Raw genomic sequence first — 1,517 nt, 5'->3', positions numbered from 1 at the left:
TTGGGGCTACACAATAGCCAAGGAAAATGGAAGGGTCACGGACACATCATTAATATAGATGGGCCCAAATTCTACGATTTCGCCCCCGATCAGCAGAAAGGCTCAGGTGGTGCAATTGACTTGGTGATGCACGTTAACCAGTGCAATCTGCGGCAGGCGGTTGTCTGGTTACATGAGCGATTTGGGGAAGCTGGGGCAGAACGAGCAGCGATAGCAAAAAGTCGTCAAGTGACTGCTGAAATTATCCAGTTAGAACCACGCGACAAATTCAGGCTACCAGTTGAGGATAAAAGCAAATGGCAGGGAGTCTCCAACTACCTGACCCAGAAACGGGGGATACCATCAAACTTTGTGGAACTTCTGCATAAAAGGGGGTTAGTTTATGCTGATGAGCAGCAAAACGCTGTGTTCGTCATGCGGAATCTTGGCGAAGAACCCCAGGCAATAGGAGCGTTCCTGCGGGGGACACGGGGAGAAAACAACACTTTCAAAGGTTACGAGAAAGGGACTAAGCGGCGTGAGGGCTGGTTTCACTTCCGCTTAGGCGGACAGCCAACTGAACCTGTAGAGAAAGTGGTGCTTTTAAAATCGCCCATTGATGCCGTGTCTTTTGCCATGTTGGAATATCAGCTTAGAGGCGACGTGCCACCCAATAGAACTTTGTACATGGCGGTAGATAATCCCAAAAGCTTACCAGTAGAGCAATTGCAGCATATTCCTAATTTACAAGTGGCTTTTGACTCGGACGATGCTGGCAATGCAGCTGCACGAGTTGTTAAGGAACTACTGCCACAGTCCAAGCGCCTCAAGTGCAAAGCTAGCGATTGGAATCAGCAGCTACTCGATTATGGGCAGCAGTTAAGGCAACAGCAGCAGCAACAGCAGGAGCAGGATGATGAATTGAGTCTTTAAAAGTCAACGATCAAGAGAGTGAACTATACAGTTAGTTTTGTAGCATAAAAGTAGTTTTTTAGTAGTTGATTTTGATTCAAGTGATTTTGAATTCGCTTTGATCCTCACTTTTTTTCAAAAAAACTTTCCGCCAAAGATGGCGTACTGTGCGTCAGAATTCAATATTATTCTCCCGTGAAAGCATAATTTCACTGTGATATTTAAAAATGCGGAATTTAGGTGAAATTCCATTTATTTGCCATAGCCCTGCCATTGGTGTGCGATTATGGGAGCCAGTTTTAACCCTAATTCTCAATAGTCATAATTAGTTGAGAATTGAGGTTTCACTTCTTCCATTGAGATGCCATTGGCGTGCCATAAATCAGCAATAATGGGAGCCAATTTTTGATAATACATTTTTTTGCCATAATTCTACCATTGGGGTAAGTTTTTAGTTCGCATACTAAGTTTTTTCAGACGAACTCTCTAGCGTTTACCAATTTGTGGCAGTCAAAAAGAATGACGATATGTGGCAGTCAAGAAAAAAATGAAATTTATAATGAGCTAGGGGTGAGCTATGTCTACCCCAAAATCGGACATACTAGAAGATTCAAACGTGCCACTCT

1 protein-coding gene is annotated in these 1,517 nt (G+C 43.7%); it reads left to right on the top strand.

Annotated features, from left to right (window positions below; all coding sequences use genetic code 11):
* Positions 1-912, top strand: a 912-nt coding sequence (locus G1O98_RS38170) for a DUF3991 and TOPRIM domain-containing protein (RefSeq protein WP_163939640.1), incomplete at its 5' end; no start/stop codon positions are given.
* Between the last annotated feature and the right edge of the window lie 605 nt (positions 913-1,517).

Source organism: Nostoc sp. UIC 10630, from assembly GCF_010747425.1.
GTDB lineage: Bacteria > Cyanobacteriota > Cyanobacteriia > Cyanobacteriales > Nostocaceae > Nostoc.
Note: the sequence above shows the minus strand (reverse complement) of the source record. Positions and strands in the feature narration are given on the sequence as shown.